Annotated in this window: 1 pseudogene; it reads right to left on the bottom strand. The window is 45.9% G+C overall.

Annotation, left to right across the window (positions count from 1 at the left end):
* Nucleotides 1-440: pseudogene (locus tag HC175_RS18840) on the bottom strand (TonB-dependent receptor); the annotation flags it as partial.

The following is a 440-nucleotide window of genomic DNA, read 5'->3' as shown; positions in this document are numbered from 1 at the left end:
CGTTAAAAAATATTTCATGATCGTTCCAGGTGGTGCGGCGGCTCCATTGTGCAAAGGCCTGCAATCTATCAATGTCTGTTTCCTTAAACGCGCGAATGGAGGTGAAGGGCACTAAAGGCGCATTGAAAGGTTCGTAAGGTTGATGGTTTCTGAAATCGGGGAGGGGTGGACGCACAGAGAATCCGGCGGAATCTACGATCTCATACTCCCGGATCCTGTCACGAATATCCTCATGGGTGTACTTGATTCCATAACTGAAGTAATCGCTGTTAACTTTCAGTTCTCCAGTGTGTTCTATATTTATAAATACTGCGTTCAACTTATTTCGGGCGTGGGTGAGTTGAGCGCCGACACCTTCAGCAAATTCTACTTTTCCAAAGTCTCTTCCACCAATCTCCATATTGACCTTTCCCAGCCGGTACTGAGCAACTATGTCATAA

Source organism: Salinimicrobium oceani (genome assembly GCF_012037645.1).
Note: the sequence above shows the minus strand (reverse complement) of the source record. Positions and strands in the feature narration are given on the sequence as shown.